Here is a 21735-nt window from a genome sequence, read left to right as displayed (position 1 = left end):
CCAGAGACCCTCATGACGATCATCCGGTCACTTCTCTTCAACACCGCCTTCTATCTCAACCTGATCATCCAGATGATCATCTTTACGCCCTTCTACTTCCTCAGCCCGCGCAAGCAGGCCTGGATCATCCCCAAGAATTGGGCAAAATCCAATCTCTGGCTGCAGAAGGTCATTGCGGGCGCCGAGCCGCTGATTGAAGGGTTGGAAAACCTCCCGGAGGGCCCCTATATCTGCGCGCCGAAGCACCAGTCGTTCTGGGATACCTATGCCTTCCTGCCGCACATCGCCGATCCGGTCTATATCCTCAAGCGCGAACTGACGTGGATCCCGCTTTTCGGCTGGTATATCGCCAAGATGAAAATGGTGCCGATCGACCGTGGCAGGCGTTCCGCGGCCATGAAAGCCGCCGTGCGTGGTGCTCGCGATGCCATTGCCGACAACCGGCAGCTGATGATCTACCCTGAGGGTACCCGGACGGCTCCAGGTGCTCCGCCGCATTACAAATACGGGGTTGCCCATATCTATGGTGAACTCGGCGTTCCTGTGGTGCCAATTGCCCATAATGCCGGGCTTTTCTGGCCGCGCCGCAAATTCTTGCGCTACCCCGGAATAATCCGCTGCCGAATCCTGCCGCCGATCCAGCCGGGTCTCGACAACGACGCCTTCCTCAAAAAGCTGGAAGAGGTCACGGAAGCCGCATGCGACGAGCTATTGATCGCAACGGCGAAATCCGACAATCCGCCGCCAATGCCGCCAACGGCGGTCCAGCGGCTGAAGGAACTCAGCGTCGAGGTTTGATTATTCATATTGCGTTGCCACGTCCTCGAGCCTCGCCTGAGGACCAGCGTTAGCCCTGGTCGACAGCAACAGCGACTGCCTCCATCCAATGATCGCGAATATCCATCTTGCGCATATGTTCAAGCGTACTGTGCACATAGTCTTCGTTGCGGCCGGATTTTCCGACCGAACCGCGGACCGCCATTGCCGCATCTTCAACGGACAGTGCCCCTGCATATTGCACATGGTCGCGGTCCACGATGTAGGTTAACGCCTCGACCTTGCGGCCATCCGCAAGGCGCACGCCCAGCCGGCGTTCAAGATAAACGTGGGTCACAAGCTCGCGCTCGCGCAGATAAGCGACAACTTCATCCTCGAGCTCTCCCGGCACGCGAAACGCCATGCCGAGGCATGACCCCCCTCGATCAAGCCCGAGGACGAGGCCCGGCCGCTCCGGCGTGCCACGGTGAACATAAGAACGCACGCAAAGCGCGCGCCGGTAGCCGTGGAGGCGGGCATGAGTGGTCTCCACATGAGCGAAGCCGGGTTTCCACATCAAAGATCCGTAGCCAAAGACCCAAAAATCGCCCATATCCATCCTGATAGCTGTACTCCCACCCAGCGGAGCTTCCCCATGATCGATAGCGATAGCCGGACCATGCCGTCAAGCACCCCCGAAACTGTCAAGAAACCGCGCAGGCTGCTGAAATTTCTGATCGGCGGGCTTGTCGTGCTTGGCGTGATCTACACGGCCGGCTGGTACTACCTCGCCCGCGAGCTCGAGGCCCGTGTTGCGACGAACATCGCCGCCTTCAAGGAAAGAGGCATCGACGCGACTTGCGAGAACGCAAGGGCCAGCGGCTTCCCCCTGCGCGTCGGGCTCGATTGCACCAAGGTCGGCTGGGCCGACAAGGCAAAAAATCTTTCAGTGACAGCCGGAAGCTTCCGCTCGGCGGCACAGCTTTACGATCCAATGCGTATCAACAGCGTCATCGAGGGGCCTGCGGCGCTCGATCTGCCGGGGTTTATTCCACTTGATGCCAAGTGGGACGGCCTGACCTCCAGTATCCGCCTCGACCGGCCGCTTCCGAAGGAAATCACGATCGACGGGAAGAATGTCGTCGTGAGCGGGCGTGATCCAGGCGCGGCGCCAATCGCCGTCGTGGGAAGCGGGCAGCTCGACTTTCGCGCCAATGATCCGCAGATGGATGTCACGCTGAATATCAACAAGCTCAAACTCGCCGATAACGTCGTTCCCAACCGTTCGCTGCCTGAACTTACCGGCGCTGCGGACATCGGACTTACCAATGGTTTCGCGCTTCTGGGCAAAACCGAGCGCAACCTGACTGTCCTGCGCGGGCAATCAGGCACTTTGCGCAAGGTCGATCTCTCCTTTGAAGACGGCAGCGGCGTCGGCATCACCGGGCCGTTCTCGGTGGCTGAAGACGGGCGCATCACCGGCGAATTCCGGGTGACTTTACGCAACCCGGAGGGCTTCGCCAAAGCCGTTCAGGGCATCGTTCCTGAGGCCGGCAATACGATTTCCACCGTGCTGCAGGCGCTTGCTTTTGCGCCGCGCGACGCCAACGGCGCACCGACGCTTCCGATCAGCGTGAAGAACGGAAAAATGTCCGTCGGCTTTATCAGTATCGGCCGCCTGCCGGCGCTGTGACTACGCATTCCATGCAGCTAAAGTCGCATTGCTAACAGTTATCAGCAATGTTAGTTTCGGGGAGGAGATATATCCATGGCCAGTAGCGCAAATCTGGGACAAAAGCTCGAGGCCTACGTAGACGACCTGGTGAAGACCGGGCGCTATAACTCGCGCAGCGAAGTTCTACGGGAAGGTGTTCGTTTGATAGAGGAGCGCGAAAAGCGCCTGGCGGCACTGGATGCTGCTATTGCCCGGGGCCTCGCCGACGTTGAAGCGGGACGCGTCCGGCCTTTGCAAGAAGTCGCCGACAGGCTTAACGCGAAATACCAGCGTATGATTGTTGAAACTCAAAAGTGATCGTTGTTATTACGCAGGAGGCCGAAGACGACCTTGAGCGTATTGGCGACTACATCGCCCGCGATAATGCTGCGCGAGCAGCAACCTTCGTGAATGAATTGGTCGAACGATGCCGGCGGCTAGGCGATATGCCGCGCCGATTTCCCATCGTAACCCGCTATGAGCACACTGGCGTTCGCCGTCGACCGCATGGCGAATATCTGATTTTCTATCGCGTCGACGAGGCCAGCGTTAAGGTGCTACGTATCTTGAACGGGGCCCAGGACTACGAATCTCTCGTCTTCCTGGAGCCATAGCTGTCGATAAACGATTCCCAGCGATCAACTCCCCGGCTGGCCTGCCTTCTGGCGGCCGAAATCGGGAGCGTCGATTTCCTGCCCTGCGTCGATGATGCCGCGGCGCACTGCGCGGGTGCGCGTGAACAGGCTGAAGAGGGCATCGCCGTCGCCCCAACGGATCGACCGCTGCAGCGAGGATAGATCCTCGGAAAAGCGCGCGAGCATTTCGAGGATCGCCTCCTTGTTGTGGAGGCAGACGTCCCGCCACATTGTCGGGTCGGAGGCCGCGAGGCGCGTGAAGTCGCGAAAGCCCGAGGCCGAGTATTTGATGACTTCGGAATTCGTCACTTCCTCAAGGTCGCTGGCGGTGCCGACGATATTATAGGCGATGATGTGCGGCAGGTGCGAGACAATGGCGAGCACCCGGTCGTGGTGCACAGGATCCATCGTATCGAGGCGCGAGCCGCATGCTTCCCAGAACTTCGTCAAACGATCGAGCGCGTCGGGGTCGGTACCTTCGAGCGGCGTTAGAATGCACCAACGATTGTTGAAAAGTTCGGCAAAGCCTGAATCCGGTCCGGAATACTCAGTACCCGCCAGCGGATGGCCGGGAATGAAATGCACGCTTGCGGGAAGTTCCGGCTGCATCTGTGCAATGACAGAGCCCTTGGTCGAGCCGACATCCGTGACGATGGCGCCACGCTTAAGCGACCCGGCAATCTGGCGCGCCACTTCGCCGGAGGACCCCACCGGCACGGAAATGATCACCAGGTCGGCCTGCTTCACCGCCTCGGCGCTGTCGAGCGTGTAGCTGTCGCCAAGCCCCAGTTCCCTGGCCCGGGCAAGCGTAGAGGCGCTGCGTGTGGAGATGACGACGTGATCGGCAAGGCCCTCGCGCTTGATGACGCGCGCAAGGGAAGAACCGATGAGGCCGATGCCGATCAGTGCGATTGTGTCAAAGTGGATTTTGGACATGGTCTACTTCAGAAATTCGGAGAGTGCGGCGACTACGCCGCGATTGGCTTCCTCGGATCCGATGGTAAGGCGCAGCGCGTTGGGGAATCCGTATCCGCCGACGCGGCGCAAAATATAGCCCTTGCTCGTCAGGTAGGCGTCGGCCATCTCGGCGGACTTTGCCGGATCGTCCGGGAAGTGCACAAGCAGGAAATTGCCGACTGACGGCGTGATCCGCAGCCCCAGCGCCGTCAGTTGCTCCGTCAGCCACGGCAGCCACTTCTCGTTGAATGCGACGGCGGCATCGACATGAGCGCGGTCGCGGATAGCCGCGGCCCCGGCGGCGATCGCCGCCGAGTTCAAGTTGAAAGGACCACGAATGCGGTTGACCGCATCGATGACATGGGCGGGCGCGAACATCCAGCCGATGCGCAGGCCGGCAAGCCCGTGAATCTTCGAGAATGTTCGGGTCATCACCACGTTTTCAAAGTTCGAGACGAGTTCGACCCCGGCTTCATAATCGTTGCGACGCACATATTCGGCATAGGCGGCATCAAGCACGAGAAGGACGTTCTTTGGCAGCCCGGCATGCAGCCGGCGCACTTCCTCGAATGGCACGTAGGTGCCGGTCGGGTTGTTCGGATTGGCCAGGAATACGATCTTGGTGCGTGGCGTCACTGCGGCAAGAATGGAATCGACATGCGCCTGCTCGGTCTTTTCCTTGGCGACGACAGGCGTTGCGCCAGCCGCCATGATGTAGATCTTGTACACCATGAAGCCGTGCTCGGTATAAATCGCCTCATCGCCGGGCGCGAGATAGGTCTGGCAGAGCAGTCCGAGCAGTTCGTCGGAGCCATTGCCACAAAGAATATTGCCGGCATTGAGGCCATGCATTTCGGCGATCGCCTTCTTCAGCGCGGTCGCCTGCCCGTCCGGATAGATTTCCAGCCGTTCCGCCGCGGCGCCATAGGCTTCGATCGCGTGCCGGCTGGCGCCAAGTGGCGTTTCGTTGGACGAGAGCTTGTGCACCTTCGCGACACCCGGCGCATGTTCCTTGCCGGGCACGTAGGCCTCGATGTCGAGCACACCGGCTTTGGGGGTTGGGCGTAGGTCTTTAAGCGTCGTCGTCATGATTCTATGTTCCGTGGCATCGTACGTTTCGAGGGCAATGCTCGTCGTTCACTGGAAAGCAACCGTGCGGACATAGCCGCACACGGGGCGGATGTCGAGAAAAATGGCATTTCTCCTTCTTGGCCTTGATCGCCATGGATGACGGCCAGCACCAAAGTAACCATTGACTTTGTCGCTACCGCAACCATAGCTACCGGCATCTTGCTCAATTTTCGCGTAAAGATGACAAAAGCCAGCCGAGCATCAGCAACGACCGATCAGAAGATTCAGGAGGCGACCAATCCCCATAGTCCTGTGGTGGATTTCGGGGCGGACAAGCCCTTGCATCTTGATAGCGGCGTGTCGCTGTCTCCGTTCCGCCTGGCCTACCAGTCCTACGGCGAACTCAACGCCGACAAGTCCAATGCCATTTTGATCTGCCACGCGCTCACCGGCGATCAGCACGTTGCCAACGTGCACCCGGTGACAGGAAAGCCCGGCTGGTGGGAGACGCTCGTCGGGCCGGGAAAGCCTGTCGATACCGACCGCTATTTCGTGCTTTGCTCCAACGTCCTTGGCGGCTGCCTCGGATCGACTGGTCCCGCATCGATCAATCCGGAGACAGGCAAGCCCTATGCGCTCGATCTGCCCGTCATAACCATTGCCGATATGGTCCGGGCTCAGGCCATGCTCATCGACCATTTCGGCATCAAGCAACTCTTTGCCGTCATCGGCGGGTCGATGGGCGGCATGCAGGTGCTCGAATGGGCATCGAGCCATTCAGACCGGGTGTTTGCCGCAGTAGCGATTGCGACAGGCGCGCGGCATTCGTCGCAGAACATCGCTTTCCACGAGGTTGGCCGGCAGGCGGTCATGGCCGATCCCGAATGGAAGGAAGGGCGTTATCTCGAAGCAGGGACAGTGCCGCGCAAGGGTCTCTCCGTTGCCCGCATGGCTGCGCACATCACCTATCTTTCAGAAGTTGCCCTGCATCGAAAGTTCGGCCGCAATCTTCAGGACCGGCAGAACGTCACGTTCGGTTTTGATGCGGATTTCCAGATCGAAAGCTATCTGCGCTATCAGGGCATGAGCTTCGTCGACCGCTTCGATCCGAACTCCTATCTCTACATGACCCGCGCCATGGATTATTTCGATCTGGCGGCCGAGCACGAGGGGCGGCTTGCCGACGCCTTTGCCGGGTCGAAAACACGTTTCTGCATCGTATCGTTTACCAGCGACTGGCTGTTTCCAACGAGCGAAAGCCGCACTGTCGCCCATGCCCTGAATGCCGCAGGCGCTTCGGTGTCTTTCGTCGAGATCGAATCCGATCGCGGCCATGATGCGTTCCTGCTCGATGAGCCGGAGATGTTTTCGGCCATCAACGGCTTCATTCGTTCGGCGGCCCGCGCCAAGGGGCTCCTGGCCCAATGAGCGTCAACACCAATGCCCGCGTCGATTTCGAAGTCATCGCCTCGCTGGTCAAACCCGGTTCCCGCGTCCTCGATGTCGGATGCGGCGATGGCGAACTCCTCGAATTGCTGCAGAGCGCAAAAAATGTCGATGGCCGTGGCGTCGAGCTATCGCAAAAGGGCGTCAATGAATCGGTGGCCCGCGGCCTGTCAGTCATCCAGGGCGACGCCGACAGCGACCTCAAATACTACCCCGATTCCGGCTTCGACTATGTAATCCTGTCACAGACCCTGCAGGCGACCCGCAATCCGAAAAACGTCCTCACGGAACTCCTGCGCATCGGCGAGCGCGCGATCGTATCCTTCCCCAATTTCGGCCATTGGCGCGTGCGAACTTCACTTGCCCTTAACGGCCGCATGCCGGTCACCAAGGATCTTCCCTATAGCTGGTATGACACGCCGAACATCCATTTCTGCACGATCAGCGACTTTGTCGACATGACCAGGGAGGTCGGGGCCGAGGTGGAATCCGCCGTCGCGCTCAACGCGCTCGGCCAGCGGCTCGGCTTCAACATGCCGTGGGGATTCTGGAACCTTTTCGGCCAGCAGGCCGTGTTTCTGCTCAAGCGTTAGATCCCATCCCGCCGGGCACTGGCCGTACCTGACGGTGACAGTACCGGGACGAAAACGCGCCGCGATGAACGCTGCGCAACCGGCAGGCCCTGGTAGATTCGCTTCTGCGCTTCGACGATGTGAACGCCCGAGAACATCGGCCAGAAGCGCCGGCCCGCCCGCTCGAACAGCGGCGACGGCCGCATGACGGAGCGCCTCGACGACGGCGGAAAGAACAACGCCTCTGCCCAGGGACCCGGCGTGAAGTTTGCCTCGCGCAGGAGCCGCGTCAGCTGCCCGCCGCTATAGGGCCTGCCGCTGCCGAAGGGCGTATGCTCGAAGCGCGCCCATAGGCCGCGCCGGTTCGGCACGACAATGACCAGCCTGCCGTTGGGCGCCAGCACGCGCCACATTTCCTTGAGCGTTTCGCGGGGGTCTTCCGCATGCTCCAGCGCATGCACCATTAAAATCCGGTCGACAGAAGAATCGGGCAGCGGCAATTCCTCTTCGAAGATCAATGCCGTGGCGGAAGGCTCCGCCGGCGGCCAGCTCGCGGCGCCTTGCCCGGCCGGCATGAAGGCAAACGTACGCTCCGTATCGCCGCGGAACCGGTCGAGATAGGGAACGGCGTAGCCAAGTCCGACGAGCCTTTCTCCCGGCAGTTTCGGCCAGATCGAAGCGAGTGCCATCGTAATCGAACGCTCCGTCAGGTGGCCGAGCGTCGATGCGTAGAATGCGCGGAGATCGATAATGTCGAGATGCATGCGGGCAACCTAAAGCGTTCCTGCCTTAAATAGAAGCAGGTACGAGTATCGCCAACATGAACATGAAACTTCTAGGGACAGGTGGGTTGCGCCGCTCAGTAGCAAGGCTATCCTGTTTCTGCTCCCCTTTCTTCAAGAGAACGATCATGTCCAATCTCCAAATCGAACAATTCACGGCACGCAGCGATAATTTCGGCGTGTTGATCCACGATCCGGACGCTGGCCTCACTGCTTCGATCGATGCGCCCGAAGAAGCGGCGATCCTCGATGCCCTGAAGCGGCGTGGCTGGAAGCTGACCCACATCTTTACGACGCATCATCATGGCGACCACGTAGAGGCGAACCTTGCCCTCAAGAAACGTTTCGGCGCCGAAATCATCGGGCCCGCCGACGAGCGGTCGAAAATACCGGGGATTGATCGCGCCGTGAAGCACGGCGAGCGCTTTGCGTTCGGCAACTTCGAGGTCGAGGTCATTTCGACCCCCGGGCACACGGCAGGCGAGATTTCCTATTACATACCGAACGGCAGGGTCGTATTTACGGGCGATACGCTGTTTTCGCTCGGCTGCGGCAGGCTCTTCGAAGGGACACCATCGACGATGTTTCAGTCGCTGCAGCGCTTGATGGCGCTACCCGGCGAAACCCAGGTCTATTGCGGGCATGAGTATAGCGAAAGCAATGCGCGTTTCGCCCTGACAATCGATCCGGACAATTCGGCGCTGAAGGAGCGCGCCAAGGAGATTATGGCCTTGCGCGAGTCGAGCCTGCCGACCTTGCCGACGACGATATTGCGCGAGATGGCGACCAACCCATTCCTGCGCGCCCATGATCCCGTTATCCGCAAGAACCTGAAGATGGAAAACGCCAGCGACGAGGCGGTGTTCGCCGAAATCCGCAAGCGCAAGGACGTGTTCTGATGACGCTGACGCCCGAGGCCATCCGCAGCTACCTTGGACTTGCGCCGCATCCCGAGGGCGGCTCCTACGTGCAGACGTTTCGCGATAACAGGGAATGGCCGGTCGGCGGTCGCGGCCATTCGACGGCAATCTATTTCCTCCTCGAAAAGGGCGAGGTGTCGGCCTGGCACCGGGTCAAGGACGCAGCCGAAGTCTGGCACTGGTATGGCGGCGCGCCCTTGTTGCTGTCGATTGCATCTGCCGATGGAGCGCGCGAAACCCACCGCCTTGGTCTTGATCTTGCCGCGGGGGAACGGCCGCAAGCGGTCGTTCCGGCGGGACAATGGCAAAGTGCACGAACAACCGGCGAGTGGACACTTGTCGGCTGCACCGTCGCACCGGGCTTTGATTTTGCCCAGTTCGAGCTTGCGGAGCCGGGCTGGGAACCCTGATGCGTTATCGGCGCTTGAACAGCATTTCCTTGGCTGCCAGCACCGCGCCGAGCGTGATGAGCAGGCAGGCGAGCAGGACACGCGAGGTCGGCTCGGTCACCCCGGCAATGATGAGGACAAGGGTCGAAAGCAAAGGCGCGGCATAGCTTGCTGCGCCCAGAACCTGGATGTTGCCGTGCTTGACGCCGTAATCCCAGACGTAGAAGGCGGCGCCGACCGGGAAGAGCCCGAGGCCGAGCACCGCCAGCCACTGAACCGCGCCCTCCGGCCAGATCGTCTGTTCAAGCATCAGGTGTGAGACGAGAGAGAGGACAGATGTCGCCGCGCAAAAGCCGGTCACGGCATCGGTCGGAACATGGGCGAAGCGCCGCGACAGCAGCGAATAGGCAGCCCATGTGAGCGCGCACAGCCCGGCCATGGCATAGCCGAAGCCATATTGCGCATCAAAGCCGAAGCCGCCGCCCTTGGTAATGATCAGCACTGTTCCAGACAGGCCAAGCAGCGTACCGACGATGTGGAACCAGCGCAGCTTCTCGCCCGGCATGAGCGCGGAGCCGACAACGATGAAGAGTGGCCAGAGATAGGCGATAAGGCTTGCATCTACCGCAGGGGCATTCCGAAGCGCGGTGAAATAGAGGAAGTGGTAGCCGAAGAGGCCGGCTATACCCAGCAGCCAGACTTTTGCCGGCTGGCGCAGGTTGCGTGCAGCGCCGGGACGCCAAAGCCAGGAAATCAGGCCGAGGCTCGTACCGATGGCGAAGGTCATGGCTGTGAGCTGGAATGGTGGCACCTTGCCGGACACATCGGTGAAAAGGGCAAGCATTGCCCACATGATGATCGCAAGAAACCCGACGAACGTGGCCACGCGGCGCCCCCAATTTCGAAACGACCGCCCCCGGCCGCGCTATTTTGTCTTTTCGAAACGGGTCGCGTAAACGGTAACCGTACCGATCTGCGTGCCGATCCTCGCCTGCACGGGCGAATAGATAGCTGACTTGCCCAGCGAAGCAAAGGTGAGACTGATCTTGCTGAAGTTTTTCAAATATTCTATCGCCTTGCGGCCCGCCTGATAGCCGGCGATCGGGACGAATTTCGCGGTACACGTTATAGCATCGCCTTTGAAGCCGCGGGTCGCGAAGGGGGCGACACCGCCTGATGGCGACAGCTTGAGATCGACGCGCGTCTGTCCGTCATAGAGATGCAAGGTCTGGGCGCAGACCTCATCGGGACGATCCGCCGCAACCATCACTCCGGATATGGGATCTGCAACGGATTGAAGATCGGCAGGGGTGAGTTCCACCCAGTTCTTCTTTTTGCTGTTAATCGGCGGAACATTGGTTGTGTTGGTCACATTGCCATTGGTGAATGCAATCGAGGTCAGCTTGTCGCGGTCGCCGTGCCGGTACTTCACCTCATAGGAATTCGGCACAGGACCGTTCTTGGCAAGGTGCCCGGTGACGTCCAGATTCCCATTGGTATCGTCGAAAATACTCGCGAGGCCGGAGCTCGAAAGCTTGCCCGTGACCTTGTAGGCACCATTTTCCTCAACGCTGGTCGAAAAACTCGCCTTGGCGATGGACAAGCCATATATCGACACACGGTAGTCGGTCTTGAATGATTGCGCGCCATGTGCCGGCACTGCCCCGATAAGCGCGGAGGCGGCCAGCGGAACGAGAGCTAGTCTTCGGATGGCAAGGTGCCGGGTAAGCTTCATTCTGTCATTCCCGTCGGTACGCGTCCCTTTCTCCGGTTCGAACGTAGAAAGCAGGCAAAGTTGTGATAAAGATGTGAACTGACGGCCTGCCACGCAAGAGCTGTGCCAAACTTCGCAGCCGGCAGCAGAAGTAGACTTGACGCGCGCGGCTCATATCACTATAGAAACGCGACTTCCCAATAGGCCGCCTGTCCGATAAGCGCGCCGCTGCACGGCGACGTGCGATGGTAACAAGAAACATTCGGGCTATAGGTAATGAAATTTGAAGGTGAGACCCAATGTCCCGCACATGTGAATTGACCGCTAAATCGGTACAGTACGGTAACAATGTGAGCCATGCGAACAACAGAACGCGCCGCCGCTTTTTGCCGAACCTCTGCCACGTTACGCTGATCTCCGAAGCTCTCGGTCAGAGCTTCCGTCTGCGCGTCTCGGCTCATGCCCTGCGCAGCGTCGAGCATCGCGGTGGCCTGGACGCGTTCCTGGCCAAGGCTGACGAGAAGGAATTGTCGCAGCGCGCTCGTCTCTTGAAGCGCCAGATCGCCAAGAAGCTTCTCGAGGCACCGGTTGCTGCCTGATCAGGCAACGGCTTCCATTTGATTGCCGTAAGGCCAGCTTCGGCTGGCCTTATTGTTGTCATCATCGTTTTGGCTGGTTCCATTACCCAGGATAAAAAAATGCCGCTCAAAAGCGCTTATTCTCCTTCGGATTTCATTCTTCCCGTACTCGCCATGTGCGCCGTGGTCGCTGCCTCCAATATTCTGGTTCAGTACCCGTTCAACCACTTCGGCCTTGGTGAAATACTCACCTACGGGGCCTTCACCTATCCGATTGCATTCCTGGTCAACGACCTTGCCAACCGTAGTTATGGCCCCGCCTTCGCGCGCAGGGTCGTCTATGTCGGCTTTACGATCGCTGTGGTCCTGTCGATCTGGCTGGCGACGCCGCGCATTGCGATCGCCTCTGGCACTGCCTTCCTGACAGCGCAGTTGCTCGACATCACTGTTTTCAACAAGCTCCGGCAGTTGACCTGGTGGAAGGCCCCGTTCGCCTCGGCGATCTTCGGCTCGCTCCTCGACACGCTGCTGTTCTTCTCCATAGCCTTCGCCGCGAAATTTGCGTGGATCGATGCAGTAACTGGCCGTCCCGACTCGTCGCTCGCCATGCCTGTTCCATTCTTCGGCCACGAGATCCCGCTGTGGATGTCGCTGGGCTTCGGCGACCTCATGGTCAAGATTGTCATGGCCGTCGTGATGCTCGTCCCTTATGGCGCCATTCTCGCCATCTTCGCGCCGGCGATCTATTCGGCCAACCGGAATTCCAGATAAAGATTGCGCTGGACGATCGAGTGGTTGTCGTCGGAAACGAGTGACACCCGCGTCGAGCCGTCCTCGGCCTGCCAGACGTCAAGCGCTTCCATATTGTCGATCTGGTAGCGCATGTCAGCGTCAATAATGACGGGACCATCCACGGTAGCGCCGGGTACGATGGCGTCGGAGGCTATCCGGCGAATGCGCAGTGCAACGCCGCTCGCAATGCTGAAGCGACGCTCCAGCAACAGGAGATCGCCGTTCGGCAGAAAATCTCCATCGCTGATGTCGAAACCGTCGATGCGCTTGACGTAGAAGATGCCCTTGCGCGGCCCCTCAAGCACGGCAGCAAACATGTCGCCGGCCTTGTTGATGCTTTTCTCGGTAACGGCCACGCGAGCGCCCTGGAGCGGCCCTGTCTCCGGCGCATAGGCGATCGTTTCGATGCCGCGATTACTGCGGAGCTCGTTCTCCGGTATCGGCAGCGGCAGAAATCTTGGCTTTGATGCGAAGTTTTCGAGATCGAGATCGAATTCGGCGATCCGGTGCACGCGTTCGAACGAGACCGTCACCGTACTGCCCGAAACGCTCATGCCTTCGGCGTCGGAGTTCCATTTGCCTTCCAGGGGCGCGCCGTCCTCGCTCGGGATCGGCGCGAGGCGGAATTTGCCGACCCCGACCGGCCTGCCTTTCTCGTCGCGTTCCATCGTGCCGGCATACCAGAAGCCCGTATCGGTAATGCCGAGAAACGAGCCGCCTTTGTCGAGATAGCGGAACGCCGAAAGGCCTCCGAAGTCGCGATTGGTCGAAGAAAGGTCGAGACCGCCGACGAACTCCAATCCGCCAAATCGGGATTCTGACGATCCGATCCGAAAGTTGCTGATCGGATATACCTTGATGACGGCGGGCGACACGCCCTCGTCCTGCGCTTGCGCAGTCAGAGGAATGAGAATAGCGGCTGATAGCAATGCGCGCCGGAAAGCCAGCGCGGGTCGCCGCATTAACGCTTCCGCGCGGATTTCGGCGCCCGTTCCGGTTCCTCGAACAGCGAGGCGAGTTGCTCGGTCATGGCGCCGGCAAGCTCCTCCGCATCGACGATGGTGACAGCCCGTCGATAGTAACGCGTGACATCGTGACCGATGCCGATCGCGATCAGTTCGATGGGCGAGCGCGTCTCGATCTCTTCGATGACGGCGCGCAAATGCCGTTCGAGATAGTTGCCCGGATTGACCGAGAGCGTCGAATCATCGACCGGCGCGCCATCCGAAATCATCATGAGGATGCGACGTTGCTCGGGACGGCCGAGCAGGCGCTGGTGCGCCCAGATCAGTGCCTCGCCGTCGATATTCTCCTTCAGAAGTCCCTCGCGCATCATCAGGCCGAGATTGCGCCGGGAACGACGCCACGGCGCATCGGCGCGCTTGTAGACGATATGGCGCAGATCATTGAGGCGCCCGGGATTGGCGGGTTTGCCGCGTTCGAGCCAGGCCTCGCGCGCCTGCCCGCCCTTCCAGGCCTTGGTCGTGAAGCCGAGAATCTCGACCTTTACACCGCAGCGTTCGAGCGTGCGCGCCAATATGTCTGCACAGGTAGCGGCCACCGTGATCGGACGGCCGCGCATCGACCCGGAATTGTCGATGAGGAGAGTGACGACCGTGTCGCGGAAATCCGTATCGCGTTCCTGCTTGTAGGAGAGCGGCTGCGTCGGGTCGATGACAATGCGCACGAGGCGCGCGGAGTCGAGATAGCCTTCCTCGAGATCGAAATCCCAGGACCGGTTCTGTTGCGCCATCAGGCGGCGCTGCAGCCGGTTGGCGAGACGCCCGACGACGCCGGAAAGATTGGCCAGTTGCTTGTCGAGAAAGGCCCTCAGCCTGTCGAGTTCTGCTTCGTCGCAAAGCTCTTCGGCGTCCGTCGTCTCGTCAAACTCCTGGGTGAAGACTTTGTAGCCGCTTTCGCTGCCGAGATTGGAGAAAGGCGGATTGGGCCGGCGCGCCTCACCGGGAATTTCGGCGTCGGCGTCGCTATCTTCTTCCATCTCGTCCGACGAAGCATCAGTGGCCTCGGTTTCCCCGGCCTGGCTATCATCGCTGGACGTGTCGGAATCATCGCTTTCGGACGAATCGCTGCCTTCGTCCTGCTCGGAACCGCCCTCTTCGTTCTCCTCCGGATCGGGCGAATCCTCGATATTGTCCTGGTCTTCGTCCTGCTGGCTGTCCTGGGCGAGATCCTCGGCCATTTCCATGGATGCGAGCATCTCGCGCACGACGCGGGCGAAGGCATTCTGGTCGTTGATCTTGGCGGCCAGGTGGTCGATGTCGCCGGAGGCTTTCTCCTCGATCCAGTCGCGCCAAAGGTCGAGGACGTTGCCCGCCGATTCCGGCGCCTTGCGTCCGGTCAGTTTCTCCCGCACGAGAAGCGCCACGGCTTCTTCGAGCGGCGCTTCGGCCTTGTCAGTGATCGCCGGAAAATTGGCCCGCGCATATTTATCCGAAAGCATCGAAGTCAGGTTTTCGGCAACGCCGTCCATGCGCAAGGCGCCGATCGCCTCGACACGCGCCTGTTCGACGGCGTCGAATATCGCCCTCGCCTGCTTGCCTTCCGGTGCGAGCGTCGCGTGGATACGGTCATTGTGGCAGGCTTTGCGCAGCGCCATCGAATCGCCAAGACCGCGGGTGACCGCGATGTCGTTGGCGGACGGGCGCTTGGGAAGGTCCGGAAGGCGGGCGCGATGGCCGGTCAGCGCCGGCTTGTCATTGCCAAAGCCGACTTCGAGCTCATGGTCGCCGGCAATGGCGCGCATGCAGGCGGTAACGGCACGTTTGAAGGGCTCGGAATCGACCGGGCCTTTCGGATTTGTACGTAAGTTATCTCCCGGACCTGCCATTTCCAACAGCCGCTCAGCTTATGACGACGTTGGCCGTTGATTCGGGCAGTTCCTTGCCAAAGGCGCGCTGGTAGAACTCAGCAACGATCGGCCTTTCAAGCTCATCGCACTTGTTAAGGAAGGTAAGCCGGAACGCGAAACCGACATCCTTGAAGATATCGGCGTTTTCCGCCCAGGTGATGACCGTTCGCGGGCTCATGACCGTCGACAGATCGCCGTTGATGAAGGCCGAGCGTGTCATATCCGCGACCCGGACCATCTTGGAGATGATCTCCTTCCCTTCCTTGTTCTGGTAGTGCTTGGCCTTGGCCGCGACGATTGCAGCCTCGTTGTCGTGCGGCAGATAGTTGAGCGTCGTCACGATTGACCAGCGGTCCATCTGCGCCTGGTTGATCTGTTGCGTGCCATGATAGAGGCCCGTCGTATCGCCGAGACCGACGGTATTGGCCGTCGCGAACAGCCGGAAGGCAGGGTGCGGACGGATGACCCGGCTCTGGTCGAGCAACGTCAGCCGGCCGGACGATTCCAGCACGCGCTGGATCACGAACATAACGTCGGGCCGGCCCGCATCATATTCGTCGAAGACGAGCGCGACATTGTGCTGGTAGGCCCAGGGCAGGATGCCGTCGCGGAATTCCGTAATCTGCATGCCTTCCTTGACGACGATTGCATCCTTGCCGACGAGATCGATACGGCTGACATGGCTGTCGAGGTTGACGCGGACGCAAGGCCAGTTCAGGCGGGCGGCGACCTGTTCGATATGGGTGGATTTGCCGGTCCCGTGATAGCCGGAAACCATGACGCGGCGGTTATAGGCAAAGCCTGCGAGGATCGCGAGCGTCGTCTGCTTGTCGAAGAGATAATCGTTGTCGATTTCCGGCACGTAGGCATCGCCCGCCTTATAGGCAGGGACCATCATGTCCGAATCAAACCCGAAGAGCTTGGAAACCGAAACCGTTGTATCCGGCAAATTCGCAATATCGCGATCAACCTTGTTCATCATGCCTCCAGCGCGACTGCACGCGCAGACGCAAAACGATAGTCACACCCTGAAACCTCCGGCGAGGTCTCGAAAAATAAGCCGACAGCGGTCCTAGCAGAAACCAGCCTGCTTAAGCAATTGATAGGCCTGGATTACGTCACGGAAACGATCCTCGGAAGCCCGGTCACCGCCGTTGGCATCGGGATGATGGCGCTTCACCAGCTCTTTATAGCGCGACTTGATGTCTTCGCTACTGGCTTTTGCGCCAAGTCCCAGCGTATCCAGCGCTTTCGCTTCCAAGGGTTTCGGCTTGCGCACATGAACCCGCGCCTCATTGAAAACGCTGTTGGGATCACGAAAACGATTGAGATAAGCCGCGCGGCCCGAGCGCAGCTTGGAAAAATCCGGTGATGTGCGCGCGCCGCCAGCGCTTGCAGCCTGGGCGCTTGCACCGGCGCCCGTTCCAGGCAGGCCGGCGATGGTCCAGGTCGGGCGGTCGCCCGTCAGGGCTTCCTTCTGATAGCGCGCGACCTCGGCATCGGAGAGACCGGAGAAATAATTGTAGCCCTTGTTATACTCGCGCACGTGATCGATGCAGAAGTGAAAGAATTCCCCCTCCTTCATGCGGCCCACGGGGGCGCGATGCGGGCCCGGCTTTTCGCAGCCGTCCCACTGACACACCGGAGTGCGCGATTTTTCCTCTTCCGCCTTCTTCGGCCGGATGCGGATGCTGTCAAAATATTTCGAATTCGAGGTCATCTATCTTTGCTAAGCATGAATTGACATTTGCCCATGGATCGACCTAACGCCTGAAATGGCGGTAAATTTGTGATCATGTACGGATTTGCCAAGTGAAACTACCATATGGGCGCAGGAGAACGAAATGTCCACTCAGTCCGCAATCGAAAACAAACTGAACGAGGCTTTTCATCCCGTTTCTTTGGCAGTCATTAATGAAAGCCACCTCCACGCCGGTCACCATCATTCAGACGGCGATCATCATGGCACATTTGACGGGTCGGGCGAAACGCATTTTCGGGTGCGTATTGTCGCGGACGCCTTTACGGGACTGTCGCGCGTCGAGCGCCACCGGGCCATCAACGAAGTCCTCAAGGAGGAATTGAACGGGAGCGTTCATGCGCTGGCGCTCGAGCCGGCAGCACCCGGCGAGCCTACACGGAAATAGCGTTCAACGCTCCATCCACTGCCCTTCAGGCCTGGCAATCGCGCCGGATTGTGGATCACAGGCCTCGCGGAATGTAGCCGGGTCGCGCCAGTCGCGCTGAAGGAATAGTCAGGATTGTCGTGATTCTAGCGGGATTCGGCCTTGTCGTCCTCCAGGGGACGGATGCGCAACCGCGTGATGCGATTTTTCTCACGCCGCAAAATGGTGAAGCGCTTGCCGTGGAAGGTGAAGGCCTGCTTTTCCTTGGGGATGCTCTGCGTTTCGTGGATCACGAGCCCAGCGATGGTCGTGGCTTCAGCATCGGGCAGGTTCCAGTCGAGCGCGCGGTTGAGATCGCGAATCGGCACAGAACCGTCGACCAGCACTGAACCGTCCGGTTGCGGCCGGCAGCCCTGCACGTCGATATCGTGCTCATCGGCAATGTCGCCGACGATTTCCTCAAGGATGTCCTCAAGCGTGATCAATCCCTGAACATCGCCATACTCATCGACGACGATCGCTATATGCGCCTTGCGCCGCAAGAACGCATTGAGCTGGTCCTGCAATGTGGTCGTATCGGGCACGAACCACGGCTTGGTCGCGACCTTCATGATGTTGATCTTCGCAAAGTCGCGGTCCGCGTCACGAATGGCCCGCACGAGGTCCTTGGCATGCACGACACCGACTATATTGTCGCTCGCCCCCTTCCAGACCGGGATACGCGTGTGATGGCTCGCCAGAATCTCGCCGATCACCGTTTCAACCGGATCGTCGGCATTGACCGAATCCATGTCCGTGCGATGGATCATGACGTCATAGACTTCGAGCTCGCGCAGATCGAGGAGCCCGCCGATCTGGTCGCGGTCGCCTTTGACGACCGAGCCTTCCTTGTGCAGGAGTTCGACCGCGCCGCGCAGCTCTTCCTGTGCCGACAACATGGATGTTCCCGCAGCAAGGTTGATGCCGAAAGCGCCCAGCATCTTGCGCACGATCCAGTTGACGAGGTCAGAGATTGGGCCGAGCACGAAAACCGTGCCCTGGGCGAAACGCACGAGCGCCAGCGCGTGCCGATCCGGGCTCGCAACGGCCCATGATTTCGGAAGGACTTCGGCGAAGATGACAAGCATCACCGTCATGATCGCCGTCGCATAGGCGACACCGGCCTGCCCGAAGAGATCAAGCAGCATGCTTGTCGTCAGCGACGAGGCGAGGATGTTGATCAGGTTGTTGCCAATCAGCATGACGCCGATCAGCCGGTCGCGCTTTTCGATGAGAGTGGCAACGATCTTCGCCCGGCTGTCGCCACGGTTGGCGAGGCGATGCATGCGCGCCCGCGATGCTGCTGTCAGCGCCGTTTCGGACCCGGCAAACAGTCCGGAGATCAGGATCAGACCGAAGATGACTCCGCAAAAGATCCAGATTTCCAGGGTCATCTTTGCTGCTTCTCCTGCAAAAAGCTCAATACGGCGGATGCCGGCACGTCTCTGGCGATGAACGACTGGCCGATGCCCCGCGTGAGAATGAAGGTAAGCGCCCCGCGCGCCACCTTCTTGTCCTGGGCAATATATTCCATCAGCCTTTCGGAGGGCGGCAAATCACCGGGTATTTCTTCGATCGACGTCGGAAGGCCGACCATGCGCAAATGCGTTTCAACCCGCGCGGCGTCGTCGGGGCTCGCCAGGTTCATCTTGGCCGAAAACTGATGGGCGAGCACCATGCCGATCGCCACAGCCTCGCCGTGCACAAGCCTCGAAGAATCATAGTGCGTTGCCGTTTCGAGTGCGTGCCCGAACGTATGGCCGAGATTGAGCAAGGCCCGGTCACCGGTTTCCCGCTCGTCGCGGGCCACCACGTCCGCCTTGGACCGGCAGGAGACTGCGATCGCCTCCGTCCGCTCCGGACCGCCTTCAAAGATGCCGCGCCAGTTCTTTTCGAGCCACGCGAAGAAATCGGGCCGGTCGATCAGGCCGTATTTGGCAACTTCAGCATAGCCGGCGCGGAACTCGCGTGGCGACAGCGTGTCGAGAACATCCGTATCGGCAAGCACAAGCTGCGGCTGGTAGAACAGGCCGACGAGGTTCTTGCCGTGGATGGTGTTGATGCCGGTCTTGCCGCCGACAGAGGAATCGACCTGCGCGAGAAGCGAGGTCGGCATCTGGATGAATCCCATGCCGCGGCGGGCGATGCCTGCAGCAAAGCCGGCAAGATCACCGATGACCCCGCCGCCGAAGGCAATGACAATGTCACCGCGCTCAAGTCGCGCCGAAAGGATAGCGTTGGTCACGGTTTCAAGCGTGGCAAAGCCCTTGGACTTTTCGCCCGGTGCAACGATGATCGGCGTCACGTGAACGCCCGCTGCGTTGAGACTGTGCGTCAGGCGTTCAAGGTGCAGGCCAGCCACGGTTTCATCGCTGACGATGGCAACGCGCATGGCATCGGTCCGATCGGCGATCTCACGACCGGCGCGCTCGATAAGCCCTGATCCTATGACAATATCATACGAGCGGTCCCCGAGCTTGACGGGAACGATCGTTGTCGCTGCGGCGGATGGTTCCGTCATTTACTCGTTTCCTCACCGGTCATCACCACGCCGCCGAGGTACTCGGCAATCGCCTGCATCGCCTCAAGCGCGATGATCTCTTTCTTTTCTTCGCGCGAATTGATCGTCAGATCGGCCCGGGCATAGATCGGATAGCGCTCGGTCATCAACCGCTCCATCACGCCGCGCGGGTTGTCGTTCTTGAGAAGCGGCCGGTTCTGCTTGCGCGCCACGCGCTGCATCAGCACATCGAGCTCGGCCTTCAGCCAAAGCGAAACGCCCTCCGAGGCGATAGCCCGCCGCGTCTGGTCGTTCATATAGGCACCGCCTCCGGTCGCAAGCACGATCGGTCCATCCTCCAGCATGCGGGCAATTACCCGGCGCTCGAGGTCGCGGAACTCGGCCTCGCCATAGGCTTCGAAGAGTTCCGGTATCGTCATCGTCGAGACCTTTTCGATCTCGTGATCGGCGTCGAAGAAGGGCAGCTCGACCAATGCGGCAAGCTTTTTGCCGACCGTCGACTTGCCGGCGCCCATCAGCCCGATGAGCACGATGGATTTGTGCCCAAGGCGCTCGCGGATGGACCTTGCAGTCTCTGATACGTCCGTATGTTCTACTTGGTCTTCAGTGGTGTTCATCATTGCGTATCGACAGGAAAACTCTGTTTTCGTCAAGCAAACTATAGTGGTCCTGCCCTTCTTGCCAGTTTCATGAAATCATAAGGTTTCGGCGGCAGGATTATGGAACCTCAAATCTGACCATACGAAGCGAAAATGCCTACCCTGACACGATTGATCCTTGTCCTCGCGATCCTCGCCGGACTCGTCTATGCCGGCATGGTCGCGCTCGTGACCTTCGTGCATCCCAAACAGACCGAAATGACCATTCGCATTCCAGGCGAGAAGCTCAACCCGAAGCCCGACCAGAAGAAGTGACGCCATGCGCGCTGCCGCCGCCATTGAAACATTTCTCGAAATGATGAGTGCCGAACGCGGCGCCGCCCAGAACACGCTCGAATCCTATCGGCGCGATCTCGAAGACGCAGCCGCCTTCAGCGCGGCGGCTGGCGAGCAGTTGACGGATGCCGCCAATGTGACGGTTCGTGCATATCTTGACGATATTTCGGCCCGTGGTTTCGCAGCGACCTCGCAGGCCCGCCGGCTCTCGGCGCTCCGCCAGTTCTTTCGCTTTCTGTATACGGAGAATCTCCGGGGCGATGATCCAACGAGCACGCTCGATGCCCCCAAAAAGGAGCGGGCCCTTCCTAAAATCATGAGTGAGGCGGATGTCGAGAAACTGCTTGGACGCGCCGAGCTTGAGACGAACGACCCGGAGGCCTCCGGCGCATCGCCGATGCAGGCCCTGCGTCTCCATGCGCTCCTCGAAATCCTCTATGCAACGGGTCTGCGCGTTTCCGAACTTGTCGGATTGCCGGTGGCTGTCGCCCGGCAGGACAGCCGGTTTTTGATGGTGCGCGGCAAGGGCTCGAAAGACCGGATGGTGCCGCTTTCGACAAAGGCGCGCGATGCGATGAACCGCTACCTCGCCGCCCGCGATGCACAGCCCAATCTGGCTGACAATTCCTGGCTCTTTCCCGCTGTTTCCGAAACAGGCTTCCTGGCGCGGCAGGTATTTGCCCGCGAGTTGAAAGGGCTGGCGGCCCGCGCCGGGCTAAAAACCTCCGCGATCTCGCCGCACGTCCTGCGGCACGCCTTCGCCAGCCACCTCCTCCAGAATGGCGCCGACTTGCGCGCCGTCCAGCAATTGCTGGGTCATTCCGACATTGCGACGACCCAAATTTACACGCATGTGATGGAAGAACGCCTGCACAGGCTTGTCACGGAGCATCACCCTCTGGCAGACTAGGGAGAAGGG

26 protein-coding genes are annotated in these 21735 nt (G+C 60.0%); 13 read left to right on the top strand and 13 right to left on the bottom strand.

Translation table 11 applies throughout. The features are described from left to right. Window positions 1-12 precede the first annotated feature (12 nt). Window positions 13-798: a lysophospholipid acyltransferase family protein gene (locus tag AC1DNI_RS16550; protein WP_477692631.1), complete on the top strand. Its 786-nt coding sequence runs from the start codon at window positions 13-15 to the stop codon at window positions 796-798. Between the two features lie 49 nt (window positions 799-847). On the opposite strand, the gene AC1DNI_RS16545 is transcribed toward AC1DNI_RS16550, so the two are convergent. Beyond that, on the bottom strand, window positions 848-1369 hold the full coding sequence (locus AC1DNI_RS16545) for a gamma-glutamylcyclotransferase (RefSeq protein ID WP_477692630.1): 522 nt from the start codon (window positions 1367-1369) through the stop codon (window positions 848-850). A 42-nt stretch (window positions 1370-1411) separates the two neighbouring features. Here AC1DNI_RS16545 and AC1DNI_RS16540 point away from each other — a divergent pair, with 42 nt between their 5' ends. The 3 genes from AC1DNI_RS16540 (at window position 1412) to AC1DNI_RS16530 (ending at window position 3084) form a co-directional block, all read left to right on the top strand. Beyond that, window positions 1412-2449 (top strand): DUF2125 domain-containing protein, encoded by a 1038-nt coding sequence (locus AC1DNI_RS16540; protein ID WP_477692629.1) that lies wholly within the window; start codon window positions 1412-1414, stop codon window positions 2447-2449. Between the two features lie 75 nt (window positions 2450-2524). Next, window positions 2525-2788: a type II toxin-antitoxin system ParD family antitoxin gene (locus AC1DNI_RS16535; RefSeq protein WP_477692628.1), complete on the top strand. Its 264-nt coding sequence runs from the start codon at window positions 2525-2527 to the stop codon at window positions 2786-2788. Next, window positions 2785-3084 (top strand): type II toxin-antitoxin system RelE/ParE family toxin, encoded by a 300-nt coding sequence (locus AC1DNI_RS16530; RefSeq protein WP_477692627.1) that lies wholly within the window; start codon window positions 2785-2787, stop codon window positions 3082-3084. The genes AC1DNI_RS16535 and AC1DNI_RS16530 overlap by 4 nt, the downstream gene beginning before the upstream one ends. 24 nt (window positions 3085-3108) lie before the next feature. Here AC1DNI_RS16530 and AC1DNI_RS16525 read toward each other — a convergent pair whose 3' ends face one another. Next, on the bottom strand, window positions 3109-4041 hold the full coding sequence (locus tag AC1DNI_RS16525; protein ID WP_477692626.1) for a prephenate/arogenate dehydrogenase family protein: 933 nt from the start codon (window positions 4039-4041) through the stop codon (window positions 3109-3111). 3 nt (window positions 4042-4044) lie between these two features. Next, entirely contained in the window at window positions 4045-5151 is a 1107-nt protein-coding gene (gene hisC / locus AC1DNI_RS16520; protein ID WP_477692625.1) for a histidinol-phosphate transaminase, read from the bottom strand. A 222-nt stretch (window positions 5152-5373) separates the two neighbouring features. On the opposite strand from hisC, the gene metX reads away from it, so the two are divergent. Both metX and metW read left to right on the top strand, forming a co-directional pair. Next, window positions 5374-6561 (top strand): homoserine O-acetyltransferase MetX, encoded by a 1188-nt coding sequence (metX, locus tag AC1DNI_RS16515; RefSeq protein ID WP_091921588.1) that lies wholly within the window; start codon window positions 5374-5376, stop codon window positions 6559-6561. Further along, window positions 6558-7172, top strand: a complete 615-nt coding sequence (gene metW / locus AC1DNI_RS16510; protein ID WP_091921245.1) for a methionine biosynthesis protein MetW — start codon at window positions 6558-6560, stop codon at window positions 7170-7172. The genes metX and metW overlap by 4 nt, the downstream gene beginning before the upstream one ends. Here metW and AC1DNI_RS16505 read toward each other — a convergent pair. After that, a complete protein-coding gene (locus tag AC1DNI_RS16505; RefSeq protein ID WP_027231333.1) occupies window positions 7169-7915 on the bottom strand; it encodes a class I SAM-dependent methyltransferase in 747 nt (248 codons plus the stop codon). The genes metW and AC1DNI_RS16505 overlap by 4 nt on opposite strands. A 146-nt stretch (window positions 7916-8061) precedes the next feature. On the opposite strand from AC1DNI_RS16505, the gene gloB reads away from it, so the two are divergent. After that, the gene (gloB, locus tag AC1DNI_RS16500; protein WP_113282087.1) at window positions 8062-8832 is read left to right on the top strand and encodes a hydroxyacylglutathione hydrolase; all 771 of its coding nucleotides are present in this window, start codon (window positions 8062-8064) and stop codon (window positions 8830-8832) included. After that, complete coding sequence (locus tag AC1DNI_RS16495) at window positions 8832-9263, top strand: cupin domain-containing protein (RefSeq protein WP_477692624.1); 432 nt, start codon at window positions 8832-8834, stop codon at window positions 9261-9263. The genes gloB and AC1DNI_RS16495 overlap by 1 nt, the downstream gene beginning before the upstream one ends. Before the next feature lie 4 nt (window positions 9264-9267). Here AC1DNI_RS16495 and yddG read toward each other — a convergent pair whose 3' ends face one another. Then, window positions 9268-10095, bottom strand: a complete 828-nt coding sequence (gene yddG, locus AC1DNI_RS16490; protein ID WP_477692676.1) for an aromatic amino acid exporter YddG — start codon at window positions 10093-10095, stop codon at window positions 9268-9270. A gap of 72 nt (window positions 10096-10167) precedes the next feature. Continuing rightward, window positions 10168-10977 (bottom strand): DUF3108 domain-containing protein, encoded by an 810-nt coding sequence (locus AC1DNI_RS16485; RefSeq protein ID WP_477692623.1) that lies wholly within the window; start codon window positions 10975-10977, stop codon window positions 10168-10170. A gap of 278 nt (window positions 10978-11255) precedes the next feature. Here AC1DNI_RS16485 and rpmB point away from each other — a divergent pair, with 278 nt between their 5' ends. Both rpmB and AC1DNI_RS16475 read left to right on the top strand, forming a co-directional pair. Beyond that, window positions 11256-11555 (top strand): 50S ribosomal protein L28, encoded by a 300-nt coding sequence (gene rpmB, locus AC1DNI_RS16480; RefSeq protein ID WP_091921235.1) that lies wholly within the window; start codon window positions 11256-11258, stop codon window positions 11553-11555. Between the two features lie 99 nt (window positions 11556-11654). Continuing rightward, complete coding sequence (locus tag AC1DNI_RS16475; RefSeq protein ID WP_091921233.1) at window positions 11655-12305, top strand: queuosine precursor transporter; 651 nt, start codon at window positions 11655-11657, stop codon at window positions 12303-12305. On the opposite strand, the gene AC1DNI_RS16470 is transcribed toward AC1DNI_RS16475, so the two are convergent. The 4 genes from AC1DNI_RS16470 to AC1DNI_RS16455 all read right to left on the bottom strand — a co-directional run bounded on the left by AC1DNI_RS16470 (window position 12278) and on the right by AC1DNI_RS16455 (window position 16915). Then, window positions 12278-13288, bottom strand: coding sequence for an esterase-like activity of phytase family protein (locus AC1DNI_RS16470; protein ID WP_477692622.1), 1011 nt, complete (start codon window positions 13286-13288; stop codon window positions 12278-12280). The genes AC1DNI_RS16475 and AC1DNI_RS16470 overlap by 28 nt on opposite strands. Beyond that, complete coding sequence (cobT, locus tag AC1DNI_RS16465) at window positions 13288-15174, bottom strand: cobaltochelatase subunit CobT (protein ID WP_477692621.1); 1887 nt, start codon at window positions 15172-15174, stop codon at window positions 13288-13290. The genes AC1DNI_RS16470 and cobT overlap by 1 nt, the downstream gene beginning before the upstream one ends. A gap of 13 nt (window positions 15175-15187) precedes the next feature. Then, window positions 15188-16174 carry a cobaltochelatase subunit CobS gene (gene cobS / locus AC1DNI_RS16460; protein ID WP_027231324.1) on the bottom strand — a complete coding sequence of 329 codons (987 nt, stop codon included), beginning with the start codon at window positions 16172-16174 and terminating at the stop codon, window positions 15188-15190. A gap of 93 nt (window positions 16175-16267) precedes the next feature. Further along, window positions 16268-16915 carry a J domain-containing protein gene (locus AC1DNI_RS16455; protein ID WP_027231323.1) on the bottom strand — a complete coding sequence of 216 codons (648 nt, stop codon included), beginning with the start codon at window positions 16913-16915 and terminating at the stop codon, window positions 16268-16270. Between the two features lie 124 nt (window positions 16916-17039). Between AC1DNI_RS16455 and AC1DNI_RS16450 the strand changes: the two genes are divergently transcribed. Further along, entirely contained in the window at window positions 17040-17342 is a 303-nt protein-coding gene (locus AC1DNI_RS16450; protein ID WP_477692620.1) for a BolA family protein, read from the top strand. A gap of 125 nt (window positions 17343-17467) precedes the next feature. Here AC1DNI_RS16450 and AC1DNI_RS16445 read toward each other — a convergent pair whose 3' ends face one another. Genes AC1DNI_RS16445 through AC1DNI_RS16435 form a run of 3 tightly spaced genes read right to left on the bottom strand, consistent with a single transcriptional unit; the run spans window position 17468 to window position 20501 of the window. Next, window positions 17468-18754: an HlyC/CorC family transporter gene (locus AC1DNI_RS16445; RefSeq protein ID WP_477692619.1), complete on the bottom strand. Its 1287-nt coding sequence runs from the start codon at window positions 18752-18754 to the stop codon at window positions 17468-17470. Further along, a complete protein-coding gene (gene aroB, locus AC1DNI_RS16440) occupies window positions 18751-19881 on the bottom strand; it encodes a 3-dehydroquinate synthase (protein ID WP_477692618.1) in 1131 nt (376 codons plus the stop codon). The genes AC1DNI_RS16445 and aroB overlap by 4 nt, the downstream gene beginning before the upstream one ends. Further along, window positions 19878-20501, bottom strand: a complete 624-nt coding sequence (locus tag AC1DNI_RS16435) for a shikimate kinase (RefSeq protein ID WP_477692617.1) — start codon at window positions 20499-20501, stop codon at window positions 19878-19880. Before AC1DNI_RS16435 ends, aroB begins: the two co-directional genes overlap by 4 nt. Before the next feature lie 132 nt (window positions 20502-20633). Between AC1DNI_RS16435 and AC1DNI_RS16430 the strand changes: the two genes are divergently transcribed. Together AC1DNI_RS16430 and xerD are read left to right on the top strand one after the other, a co-directional pair. Next, a complete protein-coding gene (locus tag AC1DNI_RS16430) occupies window positions 20634-20795 on the top strand; it encodes a histidine kinase (protein ID WP_477692616.1) in 162 nt (53 codons plus the stop codon). Between the two features lie 4 nt (window positions 20796-20799). After that, window positions 20800-21726 (top strand): site-specific tyrosine recombinase XerD, encoded by a 927-nt coding sequence (gene xerD, locus AC1DNI_RS16425; protein WP_477692615.1) that lies wholly within the window; start codon window positions 20800-20802, stop codon window positions 21724-21726. The last annotated feature ends 9 nt before the right edge of the window (window positions 21727-21735 follow it).

Source organism: Phyllobacterium sp. 01N428 (assembly GCF_056399405.1).
This window is presented reverse-complemented; position numbering and strand designations above follow the sequence as displayed.

Bases quoted from the DNA above. Each gene is read 5' to 3' on its own strand.
- AC1DNI_RS16475 (WP_091921233.1), top strand. From the start codon at position 11,655: ATGCCGCTCAAAAGCGCTTATTCTCCTTCGGATTTCATTCTTCCCGTA.
- metW (WP_091921245.1), top strand. From the start codon at position 6,558: ATGAGCGTCAACACCAATGCCCGCGTCGATTTCGAAGTCATCGCCTCG.
- AC1DNI_RS16450 (WP_477692620.1), top strand. From the start codon at position 17,040: ATGTCCACTCAGTCCGCAATCGAAAACAAACTGAACGAGGCTTTTCAT.
- AC1DNI_RS16495 (WP_477692624.1), top strand. From the start codon at position 8,832: ATGACGCTGACGCCCGAGGCCATCCGCAGCTACCTTGGACTTGCGCCG.
- rpmB (WP_091921235.1), top strand. From the start codon at position 11,256: ATGTCCCGCACATGTGAATTGACCGCTAAATCGGTACAGTACGGTAAC.
- AC1DNI_RS16445 (WP_477692619.1), bottom strand. From the start codon at position 18,754: ATGACCCTGGAAATCTGGATCTTTTGCGGAGTCATCTTCGGTCTGATC.
- AC1DNI_RS16435 (WP_477692617.1), bottom strand. From the start codon at position 20,501: ATGATGAACACCACTGAAGACCAAGTAGAACATACGGACGTATCAGAG.
- yddG (WP_477692676.1), bottom strand. From the start codon at position 10,095: ATGTGGGCAATGCTTGCCCTTTTCACCGATGTGTCCGGCAAGGTGCCA.
- cobS (WP_027231324.1), bottom strand. From the start codon at position 16,174: ATGAACAAGGTTGATCGCGATATTGCGAATTTGCCGGATACAACGGTT.
- AC1DNI_RS16545 (WP_477692630.1), bottom strand. From the start codon at position 1,369: ATGGGCGATTTTTGGGTCTTTGGCTACGGATCTTTGATGTGGAAACCC.
- xerD (WP_477692615.1), top strand. From the start codon at position 20,800: ATGCGCGCTGCCGCCGCCATTGAAACATTTCTCGAAATGATGAGTGCC.
- AC1DNI_RS16525 (WP_477692626.1), bottom strand. From the start codon at position 4,041: ATGTCCAAAATCCACTTTGACACAATCGCACTGATCGGCATCGGCCTC.
- AC1DNI_RS16455 (WP_027231323.1), bottom strand. From the start codon at position 16,915: ATGACCTCGAATTCGAAATATTTTGACAGCATCCGCATCCGGCCGAAG.
- AC1DNI_RS16550 (WP_477692631.1), top strand. From the start codon at position 13: ATGACGATCATCCGGTCACTTCTCTTCAACACCGCCTTCTATCTCAAC.
- hisC (WP_477692625.1), bottom strand. From the start codon at position 5,151: ATGACGACGACGCTTAAAGACCTACGCCCAACCCCCAAAGCCGGTGTG.
- gloB (WP_113282087.1), top strand. From the start codon at position 8,062: ATGTCCAATCTCCAAATCGAACAATTCACGGCACGCAGCGATAATTTC.
- AC1DNI_RS16535 (WP_477692628.1), top strand. From the start codon at position 2,525: ATGGCCAGTAGCGCAAATCTGGGACAAAAGCTCGAGGCCTACGTAGAC.
- AC1DNI_RS16485 (WP_477692623.1), bottom strand. From the start codon at position 10,977: ATGAAGCTTACCCGGCACCTTGCCATCCGAAGACTAGCTCTCGTTCCG.
- cobT (WP_477692621.1), bottom strand. From the start codon at position 15,174: ATGGCAGGTCCGGGAGATAACTTACGTACAAATCCGAAAGGCCCGGTC.
- AC1DNI_RS16540 (WP_477692629.1), top strand. From the start codon at position 1,412: ATGATCGATAGCGATAGCCGGACCATGCCGTCAAGCACCCCCGAAACT.
- metX (WP_091921588.1), top strand. From the start codon at position 5,374: ATGACAAAAGCCAGCCGAGCATCAGCAACGACCGATCAGAAGATTCAG.
- AC1DNI_RS16505 (WP_027231333.1), bottom strand. From the start codon at position 7,915: ATGCATCTCGACATTATCGATCTCCGCGCATTCTACGCATCGACGCTC.
- AC1DNI_RS16430 (WP_477692616.1), top strand. From the start codon at position 20,634: ATGCCTACCCTGACACGATTGATCCTTGTCCTCGCGATCCTCGCCGGA.
- AC1DNI_RS16470 (WP_477692622.1), bottom strand. From the start codon at position 13,288: ATGCGGCGACCCGCGCTGGCTTTCCGGCGCGCATTGCTATCAGCCGCT.
- aroB (WP_477692618.1), bottom strand. From the start codon at position 19,881: ATGACGGAACCATCCGCCGCAGCGACAACGATCGTTCCCGTCAAGCTC.